This window comes from Calothrix sp. NIES-2100 (assembly GCF_963875285.1).
GTDB lineage: Bacteria > Cyanobacteriota > Cyanobacteriia > Cyanobacteriales > Nostocaceae > Aulosira.
Genome location: NZ_CAWNLA010000001.1, coordinates 8,044,363 through 8,061,052, shown reverse-complemented (window position 1 = coordinate 8,061,052; position 16,690 = coordinate 8,044,363). Strand labels below are relative to the sequence as shown.

The window sequence follows — 16,690 nt, the reverse complement described above, 5'->3', positions numbered from 1 at the left end:
CTAAGAACAGATCAAAACTATGTGGCGATGAAGCACTATCCTGACTATACTAGCAACATTGGGTGAGAGCATACGAAATGCGATCGCATAATATTTTCCCAGAAGAATTAATTCTTTATAAAGTTTTGATAATTGTTGATTTAACTATAGTTAGATAATTTTGTCGGACGACCTCTCTATCTAATTCGGAAGTTGAGATTTAGTAAAAGCTACTAAATCATCAACTTCTTTTTATGAGTAACTAAATATACAGTTTTCTTCTTGGACTTTTGGTGCTGCAAGTGTCTGTCATTATGCCAGAAATACCAAGAACAGAAAATTCCGCAGCAAAGTAGGTGGGCGCGAAAATTTATAACTACGTCATTGCGTTGGCGGAACGCCTTCCCGCAGGGTACGCAGGGAACCGGAGTGAAGCAATCGCAAGGGTTTTGAGTAATTTACATTTTGTTACATAGTTAGGTTTATTCATGCCTACCTACTAACTACTGAATAATTCTGAGTACAAATTCGCCTTGATTTACGGCTTGATTAGTTGAAATCTCATAAACTATTCCATCATGTTCAGCAAAGATATCAATCACCTGAGGCAATTGACTTTCTTTGTTGAAACTGAGAATTTGATAGAGTCTGTCTTTAACTTTGACTTTACTACCTAATTGAACTCGCGATTGAATCATCCCACCTGCGATCGCATAATATTTGATCACTTTACTTGTAGCTGAAAAAGTCATTTGCTGATCTGTGGTTTGTGCGATAGGAAACTCAGGAATTCGCAACACACCTTTTTGTGCTAAATAATTTTTTATCCCTAAAATACCTTTGGTAACTGAATCAGGGTTCATCTGCATTCCTGTACCAAGTTCGAGTGTCCAAGCTTCGATATCAAACTTAATATTTCTCCCAAGCTGTTGAAAACAAGCTTCTAGTGCTAACCAAGGTTTGATAAATGCTTCATCAAACGCATCACCATCATATGGATATAGTAAAATTCCATAATCAAGCAGGAAGTATTTAGCACTGTCTTCGCGATTTTGGAAGTAATAAAGATAGTTTATTGCTTGATTGGTCGAACTGTGTAAGTCGATCAAATAATCTGCATCTAAACTCAAAGATTGTAGTTGGTAAGCAAACTGCTCAGTATAAGGTAGTCCAGCAGAGGAATTAATTTTTTCGATGATTTTGGTAAACTTTTGTTTAATTCTCGCTAGATAATTTTCTCGGACAACCTCTGCATCAAGATGAAGTTGAGATTGAGTAAAATTTACTAAATCATCAGCCTCTTTCTCGTAGTCCCAAAAGATCCGATTCCAGTCTTTGGCTTCGTAAACACAGTATCTTCCAGGAGAAAAATGGTGAGAACGCTCATTTACTCCCATTGGATTACAAACAGGAACTAGCCAAATTTCTCCAACTAAATTTGTATCCTTTAGTAATAGCAAAAACTCGATAATTTGGTGAATAACTGCATTACCAGCAATTTCTGCACCGTGGAGATTAGATTGAATGTAAACTTTTTTGCCGGGATGAGCGCCGATAAATTTGTAAACTTGTAGAGATAGGCGATCGCCTGAAGCCATTTGACGTAAAAAAATTGTTTCAATAACTGGCTGCATGGTAAAAATCCGCGCTCGTTGGAGTACTATACATGGTAGGGACACAGCATCATTAAGATTGTCTGCTTGCCCTTAAAGATTTCGGCTGTTCCCTACAATAATTTTCCTGATAGCAACTCTATGTGAGGTTGCACATTAACCCCCACAGCCAGGGGAAGATCATCATTAATTCAGCATAGGTAAAAAGCGGCGAATTAATCCAATCGTCACCGCCGGTAATTCTAACTGTGGCGTTAATCCCACATCTTCAAGTTGTTGAAAAACTCTAATCGCTTGGGGATTGAGATCGGCGAGACGGCGGCCAATTTCCGGGGCGGTAAATTGTGACTTTTGTCCCCAAATAATCGCGGTGGGAGTAGTCAATTGCTGAATATATAAAGATAAATCAAAGCACAAATCACCGCGAACAAAAGACAGCGCCGTGTATTCAGCATTAGGCTGTTGTGCAGATTCTAGATAGGCATCGACAATTTCTTGGTCAACTCGGCTAGGCTGGGCAAATTGTCGTTGCTCTAGGAAAGTGCGAATTCCGTTACTGGTTGCAACTCCCGTACTGTACAACAACCGATCCACAATGGGAACGCTGGCTAACTGCGCAAAAAAACTGCGTGAGTAATCTTCACCAAAATCAGACAGTCCAGCGGGTGTAGTGAGAATTAAAGATTGGAATAAATTAGGATGAGCGATCGCCACTCTAATTATCATCGCTGCGGTGAGGGAAGAAGCGATCACTGTGACTGGGGCTATACAAGTCTGCTGCAAAAACTCCTGAATCGTTTTGAAGTAATCTTCAAGGACATAATTGCGTCCTAAATGCTCAGATCTACCCCAACCTAGTAAGTCTGGTGCAAGAATGCGATAGTCGCTGGCGAAAGCTGGATAAACTTTAGACCATTCATAAGCAGAAGATCCACCACCAAATCCGTGGAGAAACACTAAAGTTTTCCGTTCGTCTTTAGCAGTATCGTCTTGCCAAAGTGAAAGAGTGTTCGTATAGTACACTATTCTCCCCAGGGAGGTGATTATCGAGCGTTGCTCAAATCCTAGTGGTTGAAACATAAGTATTGTTATTCACTTTTGTGGTTGCTTGGGTTAGGTGATACTTAAGTCAATCTTAAGTATTTATACTAAATTACTTTCCGGAATAGCATCTAGTCATCAAGAATTAACAGACAGAACAACGAGTATGGGGAGAATCTCTTGGTCATCCCCTTCTTATCCTGTGTGAGTGACTATCTGGGAGAATTGCTTGGTATTACCTGTTGACGTTAAGCTCTCTACTATTATCGGTGAATCTATCATGCTGAGACTTCTCACCTACGTCAGATTAAGTAGATGTAAAATTACTGGATTATCTATGAAGATATTGTGATTTTTTTGCTACAAACCTTGGCTGCTTTTGCCTCTATTTCCTGCCCCATCAGGATTTAACTAGGTAGCGAGGATAACTTAGATATTAATTATGGCATGTGTTTTCTATGGTAATCTATCAGAAAGATTACGGATAATTTTTGCAAGTAAACTATAGTCAAAACGCTGAGACGAACAGTCGTTAATTTTAGTACTGCCAGCAAAAAAAATCACTTTTGCTCGTAATTATGACGAATTATTAAATTAATTAATTCTATAGAAAATATTAAGGCGGAATGTGATGGGAAAGGAGGCTATTCTTCAATCAGATAAAATACAAAAGTTTGATGATAGTGGATTTGCGGTTGATAAGTGTCATATTCATAACCAAAGTTTAGCTTCAGAGTGGCAGGGATCGGTAAAAGAAGCTTATGAAACTACATCAGCAAATACACCTAGTTGTATTGCTTTAAACTTTGATGATTTGAAATGTTTTGAAACTGTAGAACGCCAGTATGAGTCTTGGGGTGCGATTTTTCATAATTCTTTGGCTATCCAACCATCAAATCCAGCATTTCCCACCCACTCAGGTTTGACAGTATTGATGGGATCGCCGAAGAGTGGATTGTTAGAAGTGAGTTTTTTGCAACCTGTCAATTGGGTTAGTGCTTTGGTCACAAGTTCACAGCGGCTAGTGTTGACAGCTTACGATCGCGATCGCAAACTGCTGGCCCAAACAGTACTACCAGGAGCAAATCTGGCTAATTCAGACTCCGCTTTACCGCCCAATACTCTGTTATCTATAGACGCAAATGGTATTCATTCTGTTACCTTCAGTGCGTTTGACGGTCTATTTACCCTTGATAACTTTCGTTTTTGTTTTTAGCTAAATTGTCAGTTGTCAGTTGTCAGTTGTTTTTCGGCATTGGGCATTGGGGAGGCAGTGCGTTGCAAAGCCAGTCGCGTGGGCGGGTTTCCCGACTTGAGCGAACTGGCGTGGGGTTTCCCCCGTTGTAGCAACTGCCGTCATTGGGCATTGGTTATTTCTCCTGGAGCTTTCTTGTCCTCCTTGTCCTCCTTGTCCCCCTTCCCTGTTTTGATAGATGGCGACGAAATATTTTTTCATCGGGACTGCCAGAAATCTACCCAAGTCTTCTAAATAAGGTATTATTGATTGTCGATGGCAGCGTGAGGCAACTCCAAAAGCTGGCATAAATACGCCCACAGGCCTCGAAAGCCTTAAGAATAAATGGGTGTCGTATTTTTTCCTTAATATATAGTAAAACTTATACACTACAATCTTGTAATCTAGATAGGTAAACACCGTGGCGCAGGCTTTGTCTTCGTGGCAGCAATTAATTAACCAGCTTTCCAACTGGTCGCTTCCAGATCTTAAGACAGGAGCCTCAAAGCAGCGAAAATTCCAGCGGTTTTCTGGGCCAGGCGGCATTCTGGGATTCCTGACAATTATCGTTGCTATGCTGTTGTGGAACTGGAAACTTCTGTTGGCGCTGCTGATCGGTATTGGGGTAATGTTATCAGTCTACTTAATGCAGAAGTGGGACTGGCAAAAACGCTGGTCTCAAATGCAGGAGTTTGTCAACCCCCCCAACCGTCAGTTAATCTTGGCAGTTAGTAGTGGTGGGATTGCAACTTTTACCACTTACATAGCAGCTACAATTTGGTTTGACTCCAACAGTCCTTGGATTGCGGCTGGTGTGATTCTCCAAGGTTTGGGAACTGTATTAACTTTAATTTTGTTGGTCTGCCAAATTGTTAATTTTTATGGAATTCGCCAAGAAGACTACCTCGATCGCTTATTGGATAACTTAACCCAAGCAGATCCCTTAAAGCGTCTCATCGCTGTGCGTCAATTAACTAAACTTATTGCGCGAAAACGGGTTGATGCTGGGTTACAACAAAATGTGATTGAATGTTTGCAACTTTTATTAACTAAGGAAGAGGAAGCAGTAATTCGAGAAGCAGCTTTTGAAAGTTTACAAACTTTAGATAGCTCAAAAATACCACTATCCAACACATCTGGTATTTTGATTCCTGTATCAGCAAAACTCAAAAGTCAACTGAAGGCTGAAATATGACGTATGAAGTATGAAGTATAAAGTATGAAATTAACCCAGCCATAAAGCGAAAATTTGCAGTCGGGTGTGGGACTGGTTACCCGAATTGTAGACTCGTAGTGACTTGTAACAAATTCCTCATTTCATCCTTTATCCTTCATCCTTTGGGAAATGATTATTATCATCATGGGTGTTTCTGGATCTGGTAAAACCACAGTCGGAAAACTGTTAGCAGACTCTTTAGGCTGGACTTTTAGCGATGCTGACGCTTTTCACTCACCAGAGAATGTTGAGAAAATGCGGCGTGGTATCTCCTTGAATGACGCAGACAGAAAACCTTGGTTAAAAGATTTGCAAACAGCCATTAAACACTGGCTGCAAGAAAATACAAATGTAGTGTTGGCGTGTTCGGCCTTAAAAGACAGCTATCGCCAATTTCTGGTAGTGGATAGCGATCGCATCAAGCTAGTCTACCTCAAGGGAACTTACGATTTGATTCAAAAGCGATTACAAGAGCGTCAAAATCACTATATGACGGAAATACTCCTCAAGAGTCAGTTTGATACTCTCCAAGAACCGTTAAACACTATATATATAGATATCGCACAACCACCCCAGGCAATTGTGCAAAACATTAGAACAGTTTTAGGAATTTAGATTTAACAAAATTAAATAAATAGGCGGACTGCCTTACTAAGGGTATCCGCCTTATAGACAAACAACAATACTATGAACTTACCCATCATTACAGCTGATGAATGTTTATTGCCGAATCTAATTGCAGTATATTCATGAAAATTATGAATAAATCGCATTTTTGAGAGCGATCGCGCAAAACAAGGGTGCAGATATCCTACTTACCAGTACTCTAAATTTGCCTATCTGATCGCGCAAAAGGGCGGGGAGACCCATTGGTGTCAACTTAAGTTAAAAGGCTTATCCCACAAGCGTTTTACCCCTCCCCTTAATCCCCTCCCCGTTTACGGGGAGGGGACGTTTTGGCTTTAGACAAAACTGGGGTGGGGTAACGCGGATCGTGATGGTAGGCAATTTGATTCTAAATAACGTCTTGGCAAGGGTTTCGCGTTAAGTTGACACCTATGGGGGAGACCCCGCCCCTACAATTTGGGATAATTTATTTTTGGTATTCCCTATGGAGTGTTAGGAATCAATCTACCGCAGGGATAGGTAGCTGCTTGCTGAGATGCACTATCAGCTACAACCGCTGGGATTTGCTCGGATGGTTGCGCTTTAGCTGCTAGATAATCTTGGCGCAGTTTCTCGAAAATGGCTTCTCGCTTGTCATATATCCGCTTCAATGGGCGTGGCTGGCACTTTTGGAGAACGTATGCTGTTACCAGTGGTAAGGCGATCGTACTATCGGTGTAACAAACAATCGTGCTGGGTAATTCTTCTGGGTCAATTTTACCCCAACTGACCGCTTCTGAAGGAGTTGCGCCAGACAAGCCACCTGTATCAGGACGCGCATCGGTAAACTGGACAAAGAAATCATGTCCCCGTTCTTCTAGCCCCAGTACCTCGTGAAGTTGCGGTTGGGTTTGTAGCAAAAAGTTTTTGGGACTACCGCCACCAAGAATCACAGCTGCACTTTTACCTTCTGCTTCTCGTGCATTGTAGGCGATCGCAGCTGTCTCGTTAACATCAATTGAGGGATCTATGACTAACTGCGAACCTTCCAACGCTAAAGCGGCGACGTTCATCCCAATGGAACTATCTCCTGGAGAAGAAGTATAAATCGGTACGCCACACTCATAAGCTGTGGCTAGCAAGCAGGAATTTTTCACGCCCAATTGCTTTTCGATTTCCCACACATACTTTCCTAGCAAATGGTGAAATTCAGCAGTTCCCATCCGCTTTTGAAAAGCTTCTGCTTGCAGTATCTTGCGGATAAACGCATCAGTTTCCAGCAGCACATCATAGCCAAAAATAATGTCATAAATCCGGATAGTCCCTTCTTGGCGTAGCTTCACATCATCCAAAAAGGGATTACCCGCAAACAGTTCAAAACCCAAACCATAGTGCATATCGTGGTAAAGATTTGCACCAGTGCTAATCATCCAGTCAATAAAGCCATTGCGAATCAAAGGCGCAAGGGCGGAAACCCCGAATCCGGCTGGTGTCATCGCTCCAGAAAGGCTAACACCCACCGTTACACCGTCTGTTAACACCTCACGACTCAGCAGTTGACAAATTTCCCGCAACCGCGCCGAGTTGTAAGCGGTGAAGTAATTATCAATCAAATCAACTACCCCAATATCCGCTGACATCGGTGTTGGTGCAATTTTTTGACCCAGCTGTTTTGACATTTTGAGAATCCCGAAAAGATAACACGAATCTCATGTTATCTAGGATTACGTTAATTCTCGTATAACTTTTAGATAACAATCGTAGGCGCTTTGTCCAAAGCACACAAAAATCACTTGTTCTATGGACTGATGGCTGTGTAAAAACTTGTTAACTTCTGTAATGGCAATTTTGCTAGCGCGTTCCATTGGAAACCCATACACACCAGTGCTAATCGCCGGGAAGGCTATGCTTTTAATTTGATATTGTTCTGCCACAGCCAAGCTATTGCGGTAACATTTCGCTAACATTTCGTCTTCACCTTGATTGCCACCATACCAGATGGGGCCGACTGTGTGAATTACCCATTTTGCTCTCAGTTGGTAACCTTTGGTGATTTTGGCTTCCCCAGTAGCACAACCATTTAACTGGCGACATTCAGCCAACAATTCTGGCCCTGCGGCGCGATGAATTGCACCATCAACACCCCCACCACCCAGTAAGGAATTTTTAGCAGCATTCACAATCGCATCTACTTGTAGCTGAGTAATATCCCCTTGAAAAACTGATGTTTGCTTGATCATGTTTGCTTCACCATTGTTATGAGTATTTTCTAACATCCAATCTGCATGAATTGCTTGTAATCTTTGAAATATTAAGAGCAAGTGTCCATTGTTGATCATCGCAGATCAATGACCGCTACAAAAACGCTCTTTGCGAATGTGCGTTGTAAACAATTTCTGCAATGTAGAAATGTCTGCTAAAGTTAATAGTTCACTCCTCTGTAACAAAACTATGTGCTTCCTGGTGCCAAGATAGCCAATCAAAAGAAATGATAAAATTTTCTTGATAACCAGATGTAATAAACTGGTCAAATTCTTTAGAATAGCAATATGGCTCGAAAGTCAATGGTTCAGTTTGTATGTCATATAGCTTTGCTTCTTTATCCGTAAATAATTTGACAAAAGCTAATATACTTTCCAGATTTTTCAGGGTAATTTGAGGAGACATAATAACAACTGAAGACTGAAGTATTAAGTATAAAGTCTGAAGTCAATAAATTCTCAACTCTGGACTTTTGACTATTGTTAACATTATTGCCAAATAAAATTGATGAAAAACGATAACCCACAACAATTAGATTCAGACCAAGAGATCGCACGCGTAATTGACGAGGTAATGTCCTCATCTTTAAGTAACGAACAGTATCGCCAAAAGATGCAGCGACGTAAAGAAGTACAGGACAAGCGCATAGCACAAGCTGTACCAGAAAAAGGATTAATTATTGTAAATACTGGAAACGGGAAAGGGAAAACGACTGCGGCTTTAGGGATGGTAATGCGATCGCTTGGTCATGGATATAAAGTGGCGATCGTCCAGTTTATCAAAGGAGCTTGGGAACCCTCAGAAAAAAGAGTGTTCAGTAATTGGCAAGACCAGTTAGAATTTCATGCTATGGGCGAAGGCTTTACATGGGAAACCCAAGACCGCGATCGCGATTTAGATAAAGCTCAAGCTGCTTGGGAAAAATCATTAGAATACATTCGTAACCCTGACTTTAGATTAGTCTTATTAGATGAAATTAATATTGCTCTAAAAATGGGGTACTTACAAGTTGAGCAAGTTTTAGCAGGTTTAGCCACAAAACCTGCTGATACTCACGTTATTCTTACAGGTCGAGGCGCACCACCTGCTTTAATCGAACGCGCAGACCTAGTAACAGAAATGACCCTAGTTAAGCATCCCTTCCGTGACCAAGGTGTGAAAGCTCAACCAGGAATTGAGTATTAAAATAATTCGTAATTGAGCCAGCGTATTGCAGATAAATAAACTACACAGGTGGGGGCAGAACATTGTTGTGCCCTTACAATTATCTATACCCCACCAAGTTCTCATCCGCTGCAATTAGTAATAATTATGAATTAGGCATGATGTCTTCAAGTTTAAGTTGTAAATTGGGAAATAAATAAGAAGAAATAGTATCTTTTAAACGATATTGTTGCTGCTGGTATACACCGTTAACTAACTGACAAACAGTGAAGGTGGGTTGTTTTGGATTACCGATAAATTGCCAACCACCCAAGCCACGAAAGTCCACAATCCAATATTCTGGAATGTTAAGAAAAGCGTATTCTTCCACTTTTCTAGCATAATCATCTTGCCAATTTGTACTGACAACTTCTGCAACTAGTTTGATTGTACTGCCGTTACAAATAATAGGTTCTTTTTGCCAGAGTGGTTCTTTACTAAGTTCTGCTTGATCTAGAACAATGACATCAGGACGTAAGGCTGTGGCTTCAGCAGCAGGTGGTTTAATCAGACAACTTTTTGGTACTAGCCAGTTGAGTTTAGAACTAAAAATTTCCACATAGATCCTACCTGCTATGCTACCTGCAACAGCTTCATGAGGGCCTGTAGGTTCCATGTCTCTAAGTTCTCCATCAATTAGTTCGTAGCGTTCATTATCACTATATTGGGCGATAAATTCCTCAAAAGTTAAGGCTTTGGATGGGGTGTAGGTCATAGGTCTTGCTTGGACGCTAACATAGCCTTATTGTAGCGGAGGCGTTTTTGCAGGATAAAATTTTCAGCTAACAACAGCAGCGATCGCTATAACTCCGATGCCAATGGATTTGATATCAAAACATTACTATAAATTAGCAATAAATTAGGAGTTATAAAAAACATAAATCCTAATTTATTATTCATTATTTGACTAATTTGTGATATTCAGTTTGTAAAAGCTTGATTGCACATTTGCAACATGCGCTTATCATTAGCACTAACAGATTTTAGCTGATGATAATCTTGCAATGCTACTGAATAAGCATAGGAACTGAACTCATCATCATTAATGCTAGGTATTGTATTAGTTGTGGCAACCTGATTTGTGCTAGTGTCATCTGAGGTAGCTTTAACAGTCATTGCCAACTCTCCTGAGCGATCCATTGTGCCTTGAAAACAACTAAACTCAGAATTAGGCATATACATTGCACCCTTTACCGTCGCTTGGCGCTTTTCAAATATAATATACCCTTGCCCAAGCTGGTTTGGTTTTGGTGACTGACCATACAGATAAACTCCATCTTCTGTCGGCAAATTACTTATTGGTACATTTGTAACTTCTGCGGCAGATTTTTGAGTTCTAGTCACCAACGCTGTGGTTTCGGTTGGTGTTTTTAAATCCTTTGCTGAACCTTGAGAATTTGGTTGTGGCAAATTCTCAGTATTATTGCTAGTTGCGGAAGCTTTCCAATCTTGATTTCTCTGGGCTTTTACTTCTCTTAGCTGTGATAAGAGATAATTTCCCGAAACATTTTGAGAATCTACTGTTATGGGATGACTCAGTACTGATTTAACTTGTTCACCAAACACACCAAGGGTAATTATTAAAGCTACAGCTGGAATTGCCACTTGATGAGAGGAACAGAACTTATAAAGATTGTTAAGCACCCAATTTCTCCTCTTACAAAAATAACTACTCTCTCAACACCTGACTTAAACTTAACTAAGTATTTATGAAGCTAGGCTCGGCCAAAGGTTCGATTTATATTGTCCCGGTAAAAATACGTCCGAGAACGGAAATTTTTATATAATTTGCGATCGCCACCTTAGATTACCGTCCTTCAGCCATCTCCGGCTTCACCCCATAGCATCACCTGATCGGGTGATGCAAAGTTAAGCAGAAAAAATTGTTTGCTTTTGTGAAACTCAACGATTCATGACATTTAACTCGAAACATCTAACTTTTGCCCTATAACTTCGGTAGCAGTATAGGTAACTACATCAGATAATATCTCTATTACGGAATATTCCTCAAGATTTTTCTCAAAAAACCTAACTGTAGAGTGCTAATTAGGCTGAAAAGCTTATGTGAACACCATTTGAGGTATTAATGGGCACTGGATTTGATTAGGATAGTGGAGGCGACTAACTGATACCGTTTTTTTGTTAGCTTTGCCAAATTCTCTTAATCTCTTATTTCTCGGCGTTCTTGGCGGTTAGTTTTTTTCCGAAGATAATTAAGCGCATCTTCATCCACAATTGGTAAGTAGCCGTCATGAACTGGGTACACCAGGAGACATGAAAAAATTTCTGATTCCCCTCCTCGCTTGCGGGGAGGGGTTAGGGGTGGGGTGACGCGGATCGTGATGGTAAGCGATTAACTTTTTACTTTTGCCTTATTTGGTGAGGTTTGTCTCGTTAACTGTGATTGTTCTCGGCTTTGGCAATTTCTAACATTGTTTTTAAGACGGAATCGGGATTTAAACTAATCGAGTCTATTCCCTCTTCCACCAAAAACTGGGCAAATTCTGGGTAATCGCTTGGTGCTTGTCCACAAATGCCAATTTTGCGATCGCTTTTTTTTGCAGCTTGGATTGCCATTTTTACCATGCGCTTGACTCCTGGAGAGCGTTCATCAAATAATCGCGCTACCAGTGCTGAATCTCTATCTAGTCCTAATGTTAACTGAGTTAGGTCATTAGAACCGATGGAAAATCCATCAAACACTTCAGCAAATTCCTCTGCCATAATTACATTATTAGGCAACTCGCACATCACATAAACCTGCAAGTCATTTACACCTTGCTGTAAACCATTCTTCGCCATTTCTGCTAACACTAAACGCCCTTCATCGGGAGTGCGACAGAAAGGTATCATCGGGATAACATTAGTTAAACCCATGTCTTCCCTAACTCGCTTAATGGCATGACATTCTAAGGCAAACGCTTCCCTGTAACCTGGATCGTAATAACGTCCAGCCCCTCGCCAACCTAGCATCGGGTTTTCTTCATCAGGTTCAAATTGTTTACCGCCTAAAAGATTGGCATATTCATTACTTTTGAAATCCGACATCCGCACAATGACTGGCTTCGGATAAAATGCGGCGGCAATTCTGCCGATACCTTGGGCTAATTTATCAACAAAATACTGGGGTTTATCTTCATAAAGTGCGGTGATTTCGGCAATTTTTTCTTTAACAAATTCATCTTTTAAATCGTCATAGTGAATTAACGCCATTGGATGAATTTGAATTTGATTGGCGATAATAAATTCTGTCCGGGCTAAACCAACTCCATCATTAGGTATAGCAGATAAGCTAAATGCTTCTTGGGGATTACCCACATTCATTAAAATTTGCGTGCGGGTGCGGGGTAAGTCTTCTAAGAGGACTTCTTGGACTTCAAAAGGTAATAACCCTGGATAAACTCTTCCTTCGTCTCCTTCCGCACAAGAAACTGTCACTTCTTGACCAGTTGTTAAAATTTCTGTCGCTTTGTTGCAACCCACGATCGCCGGTACACCCAATTCTCGCGCAATAATCGCCGCGTGACAGGTACGTCCGCCAGAGTTAGTAATAATTGCACTCGCCCGTTTCATAATTGGTTCCCAGTCGGGGTCGGTTCTATCTGTGACCAATACGTCCCCAGGCTGGAATTGGTCAATTTTATTCACATCTAAAATTAGACGTACTTTTCCTTGACTAATCGCTTCGCCGATCGCCCGTCCTGTAATCAGGGGCTGAGGGGATTTCGCTGTGATGAGCCGATAACTCCGCAGCACATTTCCCCGCTTCTGTGACTGGACTGTTTCTGGACGTGCTTGGACGATAAATAGTTGATTTGTAATGCCATCTTTTGCCCATTCAATGTCCATTGGGGTGTAATGACCGTGGACTTGGGAATAATGATCTTCAATTACACAAGCCCAATTTGCTAGTTGTAAAATCTCATCATCACTCAGGACAAATTTACATCTATCTACTGGAGGAACTAAAATATTTTTGGTAAATTTAGAGCCATCATCATAGACCATTTTCAGTTCTTTGCTACCCAATTTTTTATCGACAATTGGGCGAAAACCAGCTTTTAAAGTAGGTTTAAAAACATAATATTCATCTGGATTGACAGTCCCTTGCACGACATTTTCACCTAAACCATAGGCGGCGGTAATTAAGGCTGCATCTTTAAAACCTGTTTCTGTTTCAATGGAGAACATTACCCCAGCAGAAGCTAAATCAGAACGCACCATTTTTTGCACGCCTACAGCTAGGGCAACACTAAAATGGTCAAAGCCTTTAGTATGACGATAAGAAATAGCGCGATCGGTAAATAAGGAAGCAAAACAGCGATGACAAGCGGCTAAAACTCCCGCAACACTAACAACGTTGAGGTAAGTTTCTTGTTGTCCAGCAAAACTTGCATCGGGGAGATCTTCCGCTGTGGCGCTAGAACGGACGGCGACATCGGTATCTGCATTATATGGCTCACATAAACTTTCGTAGGCTTTGGCGATCGCCACCCGCAGTTCTGCTGGAAATGGTGTGTGCATCAACAGCGCCCGCGCTTTTTTACCTCTTTCTTGTAAATTTTTGACATCCTCCACATCCAAGTCGGCAAATAGTTCTCGTAGTTTAGCGTCTAACCCAGCAGACTCGATGAAATAACGATAAGCATATGCAGTAGTTGCAAACCCAGTGGGAACATTCACGCCCTTGGGTGTCAACTGGCGAATCATCTCTCCTAGTGAAGCATTTTTCCCCCCAACTAAGGCAATGTCCCCAATCCCCACCTCATCAAACCAAAGAATCAGCGATCGCTCTTTGGTATCCACAGACAAAGTATTCTTAGCTACTGTTACCATCAGGATTACCTCACAAGTAAATGCTCTGGTTGTCAGGGCAAAATTGCTAGTACTGCTACGCATAAGGGGTTAAGAGTCAAGCACCACTAGTCAGGGATCAAGGAGAACTATAAGTATCTCAAAAATTCTCCTTCCTCATATAGAATTTTTATTTGCGCCGTAGTGTGCTAGTATATTTTGCCTATGTTCAATTTTAGATATTAAATTCGCAATTGTGCTATAAAATGCCCAGATATAGTCAAGAAAAATTAACAATAATCTGAGATAATCTCCATATTGAGAATTAAAGATATAATATAAGATGGCGCAACTAGAACAATTACTGAGAATGGCCGAAGACGAGCTAACAGAGTACAGTACTGATGCGCGCAAAATTGAAAAACTGCGCCGCAAAATTGGATTATCAGTATCTTTAGCAGAGCAAAGGCAAATCAAAGCCGAATTATTAGAGACTATGCAACCGAATCAAATTGCCCAAATTGTCGAAGAACAAAGACAAGTAGTAGCTTTACCATTTTGGGGAATTGCGGGATTAGGTTTATTATTAGGAATTTCCTTAAATCAACCGATAGGATTATTAGCAGCTGTAGCGGGTTCTGTGGCTGCTTTTAGAATTCAAAAATGGGGTTGGCAATTACAGGCGAAACGTCTATTACTGCAAACATTAGAAGATATCGAAGCGCGGATTGCTCAACCTAAGTAGACCAACAGAAATAAACATAACTTACAAAAAATAAATTACTCATTTTCCGTAGTGCAAGCCGAAAAGCTCGCTGATGTTCATTCATTGAGCGAGAGTAGTGCGAGCCGAAAAGCTCGCTGATGTTCATTCATCAAGCGAGACGTTTGTCCTTCCCTACGGGAGGCTGCGCCCTAAGCGTAGCTATGCCGCAGGCTTTACGGACACGCTCTCGCATTCGCACTACAAATTTTGGTGGTATTTCAAAAATTGGATGTCCCCAAGAAGTAGGAGCGGGTTCACAGATATAATCCCTTCATTTACGAATATCTGGCTTACAGCTGTTTTCAAGTAAATAGACCACGCGGTAGGGGCACGGCACCGACAATCGAATGGTACATATAATAATCTTACTGATGTTCCCTACGAAAGGATCTGTGGTTCAATTACCACTGAAACTGCTGTAACCCGCCCCTAAGTTGAAAAAAGTTGTGATAAATCCAGGTCTTTCGTCCATAAAGTGAACCCTTTCGTTAAGAAAGGGAACCCCTTCGTTGAGAAAGTGAACCCCTTCGTTGAGAAAGGGAACCCTTTCGTTAACAAAGTGAACCCTTTCGTTGAGAAAGTGAACCCTTTCGTTAACAAAGTGAACCCCTTCGTTAACAAAGTGAACCCTTTCGTTGAGAAAGTGAACCCCTTGGTTCAAAACATGAAGACTTTCATTCACAAAGTGAAGACTTTGGTTAACTAGACAAGTCTGTGAGTGGGACTTTGAGGGAATATAGCGCTTCTGCTTTGGATGCAATACAAAATTATATCGTTGCGGGTAGGGGCACTGCCGTGCCCACAAGAGTGTATTGGACTCAACCGAAAACCGCTATATATCGTCGCGTGTAGGGAACACGTTCGCCCTACAGCCCTTCTCCCAAGGCGAGACGCTACGCGAACGGGCATCCTAGAGACTACCAAATAAAAAAATATTCCAATCATTAATTTACCAAAGCCGCAACTCGTAGGGGCGGGGTAACCCCGCCCCTACAATTTGGCATAATTTATTTTTTGGAGTTCCCCTACGGCAGGCGTTGCTGTTCGACGAAGTCGTTCCCGCTTTCTTAGACAAATTTGAAATGCTGCTGCAAGTTTACATCGCTTGAGTCTTGAATAACACAAATCAAATCATCACCAAAGTAAACCGCAGTATCGTCAGCGGAACTACCAGACCAGTTTCCTGAAACGAGTTTATATAGGCTAGCACTACCTTTAGCTTCGATAGAATCTTCCTGCCCATTCCAGTCAGTAATAGTAGCATGACCATAGTTTCGGTATGCAATTCCCTGGCTACCACCAATAACGAAAGTATCAGATCCAGCACCACCGACTAGGGTGTCTAATTCAGAGTCGCTGTTATAGCCATAGCCGTCAAGGCGATCGTTACCATCTTCACCAGACAAAATATCGTAACCGTTCAGACCTAAAAGAGTATCATTGCCGCTGCCACCTATAAGGGTATCATTTTTATCGGTTCCTTCGATTGTCTGATCGCCGTTAGTCTTATCGTAACTTCTATAAAGAATGTCATTGTCAGTGTATTTGCTCAAGCTGTAGGTGGCATTTTCTTTGCCATACTCACTCGCCTGAAAGTACAATGATTCTTGACGCATATTCAAGTCTGGTAAGCTTGTGGTACTACTGCTAGACCTTCCAGTAAATAGAGTATCTGTACTTAGGACACAAAGATCCAAACTGGAGCCTAGTACGCTTGCTTGAGTGCCATTAACAAAACTAGTATTTTGAGCGTCTAAAGGATTCGTATTTGTACTATTTGCTGCAAACATGCGTACTCTCCTGGATTTTCAGAAATGCTTGTTGCCGATGAAGCAATTTTTAAACTTTAAAAGTCTAAATTGCCCATAGTTCAAGGAAGACTAAAGCCATCCTTTTAAGATTGTTTAAATTTTGTTGCCCAGATTATCTGGTAGGAACGCTCGTAATTCCCCTAATAAATCGGCTATTTCTAGCTT

The 16,690-nt window shown here is 41.2% G+C and carries 13 protein-coding genes and 1 pseudogene; 5 read left to right on the top strand and 9 right to left on the bottom strand.

All coding sequences use genetic code 11. From position 1 onward, the window contains the following. Nucleotides 1-482: 482 nt before the first annotated feature. Nucleotides 483-1,613 carry a succinylglutamate desuccinylase/aspartoacylase family protein gene (locus tag AACU32_RS32840; RefSeq protein WP_096606103.1) on the bottom strand — a complete coding sequence of 377 codons (1,131 nt, stop codon included), beginning with the start codon at nucleotides 1,611-1,613 and terminating at the stop codon, nucleotides 483-485. Between the two features lie 165 nt (nucleotides 1,614-1,778). Continuing rightward, on the bottom strand, nucleotides 1,779-2,672 hold the full coding sequence (locus tag AACU32_RS32835; RefSeq protein WP_096606101.1) for an alpha/beta fold hydrolase: 894 nt from the start codon (nucleotides 2,670-2,672) through the stop codon (nucleotides 1,779-1,781). Between the two features lie 592 nt (nucleotides 2,673-3,264). On the opposite strand from AACU32_RS32835, the gene AACU32_RS32830 reads away from it, so the two are divergent. From AACU32_RS32830 to AACU32_RS32820, 3 genes are all read left to right on the top strand, one after another. Then, nucleotides 3,265-3,849: a hypothetical protein gene (locus AACU32_RS32830; protein WP_096606099.1), complete on the top strand. Its 585-nt coding sequence runs from the start codon at nucleotides 3,265-3,267 to the stop codon at nucleotides 3,847-3,849. 439 nt (nucleotides 3,850-4,288) lie between these two features. After that, complete coding sequence (locus AACU32_RS32825; protein WP_096606095.1) at nucleotides 4,289-5,062, top strand: armadillo-type fold-containing protein; 774 nt, start codon at nucleotides 4,289-4,291, stop codon at nucleotides 5,060-5,062. A gap of 150 nt (nucleotides 5,063-5,212) precedes the next feature. Then, nucleotides 5,213-5,698, top strand: coding sequence for a gluconokinase (locus AACU32_RS32820; protein ID WP_339378478.1), 486 nt, complete (start codon nucleotides 5,213-5,215; stop codon nucleotides 5,696-5,698). 494 nt (nucleotides 5,699-6,192) lie between these two features. Here AACU32_RS32820 and AACU32_RS32815 read toward each other — a convergent pair whose 3' ends face one another. The 3 genes and pseudogenes from AACU32_RS32815 to AACU32_RS32805 all read right to left on the bottom strand — a co-directional run bounded on the left by AACU32_RS32815 (nucleotide 6,193) and on the right by AACU32_RS32805 (nucleotide 8,356). Beyond that, nucleotides 6,193-7,368: a homospermidine biosynthesis protein gene (locus AACU32_RS32815; RefSeq protein WP_096606091.1), complete on the bottom strand. Its 1,176-nt coding sequence runs from the start codon at nucleotides 7,366-7,368 to the stop codon at nucleotides 6,193-6,195. 45 nt (nucleotides 7,369-7,413) lie between these two features. Beyond that, a complete protein-coding gene (locus AACU32_RS32810) occupies nucleotides 7,414-8,028 on the bottom strand; it encodes an O-acetyl-ADP-ribose deacetylase (protein ID WP_339378477.1) in 615 nt (204 codons plus the stop codon). Nucleotides 8,029-8,034: 6 nt separating this feature from the next. After that, nucleotides 8,035-8,356, bottom strand: a pseudogene (locus AACU32_RS32805) (DUF6508 domain-containing protein). A gap of 102 nt (nucleotides 8,357-8,458) precedes the next feature. On the opposite strand from AACU32_RS32805, the gene cobO reads away from it, so the two are divergent. Further along, nucleotides 8,459-9,136 carry a cob(I)yrinic acid a,c-diamide adenosyltransferase gene (gene cobO, locus AACU32_RS32800; RefSeq protein ID WP_096606087.1) on the top strand — a complete coding sequence of 226 codons (678 nt, stop codon included), beginning with the start codon at nucleotides 8,459-8,461 and terminating at the stop codon, nucleotides 9,134-9,136. 124 nt (nucleotides 9,137-9,260) lie between these two features. Here the strand turns inward: cobO and AACU32_RS32795 are convergent, their stop codons facing one another. The 3 genes from AACU32_RS32795 to ppsA form a co-directional block, all read right to left on the bottom strand. Continuing rightward, the gene (locus AACU32_RS32795) at nucleotides 9,261-9,869 is read right to left on the bottom strand and encodes a Uma2 family endonuclease (protein ID WP_096606085.1); all 609 of its coding nucleotides are present in this window, start codon (nucleotides 9,867-9,869) and stop codon (nucleotides 9,261-9,263) included. A gap of 206 nt (nucleotides 9,870-10,075) precedes the next feature. Next, nucleotides 10,076-10,798: a hypothetical protein gene (locus AACU32_RS32790; protein ID WP_096606083.1), complete on the bottom strand. Its 723-nt coding sequence runs from the start codon at nucleotides 10,796-10,798 to the stop codon at nucleotides 10,076-10,078. A gap of 750 nt (nucleotides 10,799-11,548) precedes the next feature. After that, a complete protein-coding gene (gene ppsA / locus AACU32_RS32785; protein ID WP_096608279.1) occupies nucleotides 11,549-13,990 on the bottom strand; it encodes a phosphoenolpyruvate synthase in 2,442 nt (813 codons plus the stop codon). Nucleotides 13,991-14,291: 301 nt separating this feature from the next. On the opposite strand from ppsA, the gene AACU32_RS32780 reads away from it, so the two are divergent. Beyond that, entirely contained in the window at nucleotides 14,292-14,693 is a 402-nt protein-coding gene (locus AACU32_RS32780) for a hypothetical protein (RefSeq protein WP_096606081.1), read from the top strand. A gap of 1,088 nt (nucleotides 14,694-15,781) precedes the next feature. On the opposite strand, the gene AACU32_RS32775 is transcribed toward AACU32_RS32780, so the two are convergent. Then, a complete protein-coding gene (locus tag AACU32_RS32775; protein ID WP_096606077.1) occupies nucleotides 15,782-16,504 on the bottom strand; it encodes a calcium-binding protein in 723 nt (240 codons plus the stop codon). Nucleotides 16,505-16,690: the final 186 nt, after the last annotated feature.

Excerpts from the sequence above, each read along its gene's own strand:
- AACU32_RS32815 (WP_096606091.1), bottom strand. The coding sequence starts at position 7,368 with ATGTCAAAACAGCTGGGTCAAAAAATTGCACCAACACCGATGTCAGCG.
- AACU32_RS32820 (WP_339378478.1), top strand. The coding sequence starts at position 5,213 with ATGATTATTATCATCATGGGTGTTTCTGGATCTGGTAAAACCACAGTC.
- ppsA (WP_096608279.1), bottom strand. The coding sequence starts at position 13,990 with ATGGTAACAGTAGCTAAGAATACTTTGTCTGTGGATACCAAAGAGCGA.
- AACU32_RS32830 (WP_096606099.1), top strand. The coding sequence starts at position 3,265 with ATGGGAAAGGAGGCTATTCTTCAATCAGATAAAATACAAAAGTTTGAT.
- cobO (WP_096606087.1), top strand. The coding sequence starts at position 8,459 with ATGAAAAACGATAACCCACAACAATTAGATTCAGACCAAGAGATCGCA.
- AACU32_RS32780 (WP_096606081.1), top strand. The coding sequence starts at position 14,292 with ATGGCGCAACTAGAACAATTACTGAGAATGGCCGAAGACGAGCTAACA.
- AACU32_RS32795 (WP_096606085.1), bottom strand. The coding sequence starts at position 9,869 with ATGACCTACACCCCATCCAAAGCCTTAACTTTTGAGGAATTTATCGCC.
- AACU32_RS32810 (WP_339378477.1), bottom strand. The coding sequence starts at position 8,028 with ATGATCAACAATGGACACTTGCTCTTAATATTTCAAAGATTACAAGCA.
- AACU32_RS32840 (WP_096606103.1), bottom strand. The coding sequence starts at position 1,613 with ATGCAGCCAGTTATTGAAACAATTTTTTTACGTCAAATGGCTTCAGGC.
- AACU32_RS32835 (WP_096606101.1), bottom strand. The coding sequence starts at position 2,672 with ATGTTTCAACCACTAGGATTTGAGCAACGCTCGATAATCACCTCCCTG.
- AACU32_RS32775 (WP_096606077.1), bottom strand. The coding sequence starts at position 16,504 with ATGTTTGCAGCAAATAGTACAAATACGAATCCTTTAGACGCTCAAAAT.